The organism is Bacillus nitratireducens (assembly GCF_036320425.1).
Classification (GTDB): Bacteria; Bacillota; Bacilli; order Bacillales; family Bacillaceae_G; genus Bacillus_A; species Bacillus_A nitratireducens.
Map to the genome: position 1 here is coordinate 22,406 of NZ_JAUMJO010000019.1, position 6,466 is coordinate 28,871.

Here is a 6,466-nt window from a genome sequence, read left to right on the forward strand (position 1 = left end):
GGTAAATATTGAAGAGGGAAAACCCACTTAGAAATACTTTTAAGCAGAAGAATAGAGTAGTTTAATTTCTAATGGTCCCAGTATCCTTTATTTTGACATGTGTCTTTACATTTATTTTAGCCTCTGCTAACGCTTGCAACCAATCTTCTTTTCGTTTTTTCCACTGTTTATATTGAAAAGCTCTAGCATATAGGGATAATCCGATTGGATCAATTTTATTCTGCTGTATTTCATCCAACATATTTTGTAATTCCTTATTAATTTCTTTTTCGATAGCGTTTTCTAAATTATTTATATTTTTTTTATTATCATAATGCTCCTTAATTAAATTCGCATTGGTTTTTTCTATTAAAGCTACATTAGCATTTATTTGGAGATTAAATACAAACTTTCCGTTTTTAAAATTAACATCTATCTTCCTTTTCGCATTTTGTATCAAGATAGAAGTGTTTGTTTTTTTGTTGGACTTTTTAGGAGGAAGCGCAAGGTGTAGTATCATCCGGCCTGTATTTTTTGACTTATTTATAAGATTGAAGAACTTAACATCTTTTTTAGGGATACGAGTTAAATATTTTCCTTGTCGATCGAAAAGTGCAATTCCTATCGTGTCAATTTCATTCTTTGTTTTTTTGATAACTGGAACAATTTGTGTCATTCCTTCTTCATTTTGTTCTCTCGTTAATTGTTGAATCGTAGAAGAAACGGATTGATTATTTTGAATGGAGGATTCGATTACACTACTTATATAAGATGGTAGTGATGGTTTATCTGGCTTATTAATTGTAAAAATTTCTTCTACAGGTCCATCTACAAGTACTACTTTAGCATTAATGGTAGCGTAAGGATCACGGTAAGAAGAATCAAGTTCCTGCAACCAATTTGATTCTCGCGCCAATTTTTTCCCAATTAAAATGATTTCAGCTTTGGAGGCTGTCATATAGCCCGTTAACTTTGTATCTATCTTACTGAAGCCATTATATACAGTTGATGCCTGGGTCCATTGCTCTATAGTACTTTGTTGCTGTTTATGATGAAAGAGTGGGATGCTTGTGCCAACTTTTATGTCTCCATTAGGGGCTCTATCCAAGCCAATTAATAGGATTAATGAAACCTTCTCAAGAGGAATTCTCTGACTACAACCAATTAAACATATACAACAAATTACAATCCATATCCATTTTCGAATCAAAGTTGTTTCCTCCTAGTAACCCAAGCAAAAAGAATGCTGTAAGCGAAAAATAAGATTGGTAATAGAATAAAGAAAATGATATTTAAGATATCCATAAGAGAATATATAAATAAATATTGATCCACATTGGGATTTAGAAAAATAAATAAGCCTACTATTAATACCATAAAACCAACCAGCGCCCAATTGCGAGCGTTTTTTTGAAGTGAAATGGTCACAGACTCAAAACTGAAAAATAAATATGGATATATTGTAGTGGAAAATACAATTAAATAGTAAGCGATATATATAATTTCTAATCGTTCTATGAAAGAAAAACGAACTCCTTTTAACAGATGAAATACTGGCCAAATTACGTCTTTTATCCCCTCCGGACTAAAGTATATATAAGAAAGAATAGTCACATATAGATATAAAAACATGGTTCCAGTATTCGCAATTAGTATTCCCTTTATAGCTTGTTGTTTTTTTTGTAAGAACGGATATATATAATATGCAATTTCTAAGCCGGCATAAGGGGTAATGGTTTCTTTCGTTGCCTTTACAATAGGGTATAAGCCATCTTTAAAAATAGGAAGTAGGTGTAAAGGAGCATACATACTCTTTAATGAAAAAAGAAGAAATAGTGGCATCCAAGTAGTGAAGAAGAAAACAAGCATAGAATAACTAATAAGAGCCCTTAACCCACTCAGGACTAAAATAATAAAAGGCAATAGTAATAATATGGTGATTTGATAAGCAGGAGTGGAAGGGAATATCCACACTTTTACAATATCAGTTGCCTTTAATAAAGTATTAAAACCAGCAAAAAATAGATAAAAAGCATATAAAAGAAAAAGAATTGTACCTAGCCATTTACCAAAGTATGTTTTTAAAATCTGTGAGAAATTTTTGTTAGGGTTTTTTTGTAACATTAATATAATAAATACGCCAATTATAGAAGTGGTTATCCAACCCAAAATGATAGAAATCCAGCCATCTGTGCCAGCGGTAGTAGCAAGTGGGCTTGGCATAATTAACATACCTGAGGCTAGTTGCAGTGAATGAATGAAAACAATAAATTCAAATAAGGTTATGTTTTGGAATTTAAGATTCCCCATGCGAACTACCTTCTTTTTTCTTTTTTTGTTTCGGCTGCCCTGTACTCGAGCGGGTGGTAATCATAGAAATAGGAAATCTTACAAATGAATCTTTTAGCTCTTGGGGACGAAATGGTGCGATTGGCAATCCGTATGGTGAACCATAGGAAGTTAGCGAAACAAAATGAGCAAATAAGAGCATTAATCCACTAACAATACCTACAATGCCATAAAAATATGCCAATAACATCATTGGAAAACGAATAAGGCGTATAGAACTTGATAAATCGTAATTAGAAACAATAAAAGATGCAATGGCAGTAATAGATACGATAATAACCATAACGTTACTCACAAGACCAGCCTGAACAGCCGCCTGCCCAATTACAATCCCTCCAACAATTCCAATTGTTTGTCCTATTGGCTGTGGTAAGCGAATACCAGCTTCACGTAGCATTTCTAGTGTGATTTCCATTATAAAAGCTTCCAGTAAGGGAGAGAAAGGGACTTTGACTCTTGACGTTGCAATAGAAGTGTATAAATCTAAAGGAATGATTTCAAAGTGAAAAGAGACGATAGCAATATAAATTGCGGGTAAAAAAATAGCTATAATAAATCCTGCAAATCGTAATAAACGAAAAAACGATGCAATGAGCCAATGTATATTATAGTCATCTGGAGTCTGAAAAAATCCAATTAAATTCATTGGGACAATCATCGCGCCAGGAGATCTATCAACTAATACTGCTATTTTTCCATCAAGGATATGATTTGAAATGGCGTCTGGGCGTTCGCTTAAATAAGCCTGTGGAAAAGGAGTCCAATTTTGATCTTTTGTATAATTAGATAGTTCCCCGATGCTCAATACCGCATCCGTTTTAATTCTACAGATTCTGTTTTCTATTTCTTGAACTACATCTGGATTCGCAACGTCACCTAAATAAATTAAATAAACAACAGAAGTGGCCCGTTCTCCAATCGTCAGCTTTTTGATTTTTAACTCTGTAGAAGGAATATATCGACGAATAAGTCCTATGTTTTTTGTGGCATTTTCAATAAATCCATCATGTGATCCTTTAATAGTAACTTCTGAAATTGGTTCTTGAATGGCTCTCTCTGCCCAGCCTTTTGTATTTATTAGAAGTGACCGCTTTTCTCCCTCCATAAACAGTACACATTGACCCTCAAGTAATCCCTCTTTAATTTCATTCCATGTATATACTATTTTGGTATGAGTAGCAATAATATTAGAATTAAATATTTGACTGTCTTCATTTACTTCTTGTAATAATGGTGTAACAACATTGGCTTTTAATGCAAGGTTCTGGTGCAAAAACTTAAGGACAATTGCAATGAATCTATAAATCTTGGACATACTGTTACTATTACTTTAAAAAGGGTGCGTGATTGGTATGGAAAAGGAAAATGTATTCAAATGGAAGCATTATCAGCCTGATATTATTTTGTTAACGGTAAGATGGTACCTACGGTACAACCTCAGTTTTCGTGATTTGGTGGAAATGCTAGAAGAACGGGGTTTATCCATTTCTCATACAACGATTATGCGTTGGGTTCATCAGTATGGTCCTGAATTGGACAAACGAATCCGCCGTCACCTCAAACAAACAAATGACTCTTGGAGAGTCGATGAAACATATATCAAAGTAAAAGTTCAATGGATGTATCTTTATCGTGCTGTTGATTCGAAAGGAAACACAATTGATTTTTTCTTAAACAAAACAAGAGACCAGAAGGCTGCAAAGCGCTTTTTCAAGAAAGCTTTGCGGTCTTTTCATGTTTCAAAGCCACGTGTTATAACAGTCGATAAGAACCCGGCTTATCCTATAGCAATTGAACAGTTGAAAAAAGAAAAAAGCATACCTGATGGTATGCAACTTAGACAACAAAAGTACTTGAATAACATAGTAGAACAAGATCATCGCTTTATAAAGAAGCGAATCCGTTCTATGCTAGGGTTCAAATGTTTTGACACAGCTACATCTATTCTTTCCGGAGTAGAAGCCATGCATATGATTAAAAAAGAGCAGCTTGATTTACGGGACCAGTCTGTCCAAAACCAGAAAAAATTCATCCATCAATTGTTTGGACTTGCAGCATAAGATACGATTCCGTTAGGAATATATGTGCTTTATTCTCCTATATTTTATTTTTGCACCAGAATCTTTTTGTCTGTCTATTTCTTTATCTGACGAATTACAATTATTTGCTCAAGAAATTCAAAACTTCTTATCTCCAAATTTCTTACGAGATTTTGCTAGTGATGTTGGTTTTGTGCAACGAATCAGTAAGGGGTACAGCTGAGATAATTTGATATGGTAAAATAATATTTAGATGGGAGCCCAATACATATTATTAAAATTAAAGTGGTTATCAAGTCGGAGGAAGGCACCTTAGGGTGTCTTTTTTTTATGCTTATTTATTCGCTTTTTGTTTTAAAAAACTAGGAGCTTTAACTTTATTAGCTATCGCAATATACTTGCCAATACGGAAAACATATGAACTAACAATAAAACCTATTCCATAATAATGGCAGTTAACAACTGTATATTTTAAAAATACATGTGGATCCGTAAAAAAGTTAGAAATGGGGTAGCGTCACATTCCCATCAACTTAAGAATTTTATAACACCCCCAGGATGAAAATTTCGTGTATTTTTGACAGAAAATAGCTTATTTTTTCGTTTTTGGGGTATTTTCTTTTCTTAGCTTGATGGTGATGGGGCCCTACCCCTCTAACAAATTTGTAAGATGCAAAAGAAAAAACCGATGAATCATCTTTCTTTCATCGGTTAACGAAATGCATACGGGAATACCATTCTAACTTTTGTCCCCTTACATATCTAAGATTCTAGTTCAATCTTATAATTTAATTTCCCACAAACTTCTTTAACAGGTTTTGTTTTCACTAAACTTAGAATTCTTTGCAACGGAACCAAAAATCCTTATTTTCTTCCAATATATCCCCATACGCCATATCCATTCTACAGGTCCCATTCTGAAGTACTTTAACCATATATTACTATAAATAATTTGTAAAACAATAAGGAATAGACCGATACCTAAATAGGTTAAGAATGATAATTTTCCATTTTCTAAATAGAAATAAACAAACGATGTGTGCACAATAAAGTTTGACATAGACATTCTGCCAAATGCTATTAAAAATGAAAACGTACGTCTTACATTGATATTCATACTTAAAATGCTAAAGCAAACGATATACAATAGGCTCATTACTAAAGAATTAAAATTATTCATCCAGTCATAAGAATAGTATGTTAAAAAGAATAGGAGGACTACACCTGTTACAAGTAATCCCTTACATCTTTGTAGGTGATTGAAAAAAGATACTTGTCCTAAAAATATCCCTAAAATAACCATTGAAAACCCGCTTAACATGCTTACTAAAGATACAACTTGATTATTAATTGATTCACCTTCAATTAAAACCATGTTACGTGTGAACCAAGTCAATATCGCAATAGCGATAAAAACGACAATGTTAATCATCGGTGGCATACGCTGAAATATAAATCCTATTAGTCCATAAATTGCATACATAATAAATAATGCACCGGCAGGAATCCCTACAAATGTACATGTAATACCAATTAATAACAGCGTACTAAAACGCCGGATATATATTAAATTTGCCTTTTCACCCCTCCTCTTTAAATTTGACATTAATAATGCAGAAGATAAGCCTAGAAGAAACATAAATATATAAATAAATTTTGATACCATGAAAGTGTAGATGAAAGAGCTAACAGAAGGATTGGCATCTGTACTCACCATGCTAATGTTTTGAAATATATTGGTAAAAGTAATACCTATAAACGCAAACCCTCGTATATAATCAATTATTTCAATACGTTGATTTTGTATCATAATTCTCTTCTCCTTTTAGTTTTGACCTACATACAATGTACATATTTCATACGATTTTTCCTATCGATTTCCCTAACATTTATCTAACAAGTTTGTAAGATTCCAAAGAAAAAACCGATGAATCATCTTCTTTTCATCGGTTAACGAGATGCATATAGGGTAGCACCACACATCCATCAACTTAAGGATTTAGACTATTTTTGAAGTTAAAAGCACGTTACTATTTTCTTATGTTAATGAGAAAGGGTGACGTGCTTTTTATGAATATGCATCAAAAACAAGAGTTATC

The 6,466-nt window shown here is 33.0% G+C and carries 4 protein-coding genes and 1 pseudogene; 1 reads left to right on the top strand and 4 read right to left on the bottom strand.

Features of this window, described 5'->3' with window-relative positions:
- Positions 1-61: 61 nt before the first annotated feature.
- The 3 genes and pseudogenes from Q3V31_RS29685 to Q3V31_RS29695 form a co-directional block, all read right to left on the bottom strand.
- A complete protein-coding gene (locus tag Q3V31_RS29685; RefSeq protein WP_000619973.1) occupies positions 62-1,189 on the bottom strand; it encodes a Ger(x)C family spore germination protein in 1,128 nt (375 codons plus the stop codon).
- Entirely contained in the window at positions 1,186-2,289 is a 1,104-nt protein-coding gene (locus Q3V31_RS29690; RefSeq protein WP_000527377.1) for a GerAB/ArcD/ProY family transporter, read from the bottom strand. The genes Q3V31_RS29685 and Q3V31_RS29690 overlap by 4 nt, the downstream gene beginning before the upstream one ends.
- Positions 2,276-3,601 (bottom strand): annotated as a pseudogene (locus tag Q3V31_RS29695) (spore germination protein); the annotation flags it as partial. The pseudogene Q3V31_RS29695 and the gene Q3V31_RS29690, both read right to left, overlap by 14 nt.
- A 79-nt stretch (positions 3,602-3,680) precedes the next feature.
- Here Q3V31_RS29695 and Q3V31_RS29700 point away from each other — a divergent pair.
- Positions 3,681-4,388 (top strand): IS6 family transposase, encoded by a 708-nt coding sequence (locus tag Q3V31_RS29700; RefSeq protein WP_329767643.1) that lies wholly within the window; start codon positions 3,681-3,683, stop codon positions 4,386-4,388.
- 787 nt (positions 4,389-5,175) lie between these two features.
- Here the strand turns inward: Q3V31_RS29700 and Q3V31_RS29705 are convergent.
- Positions 5,176-6,177: a DUF418 domain-containing protein gene (locus Q3V31_RS29705; RefSeq protein ID WP_329767644.1), complete on the bottom strand. Its 1,002-nt coding sequence runs from the start codon at positions 6,175-6,177 to the stop codon at positions 5,176-5,178.
- Positions 6,178-6,466 lie beyond the last annotated feature (289 nt).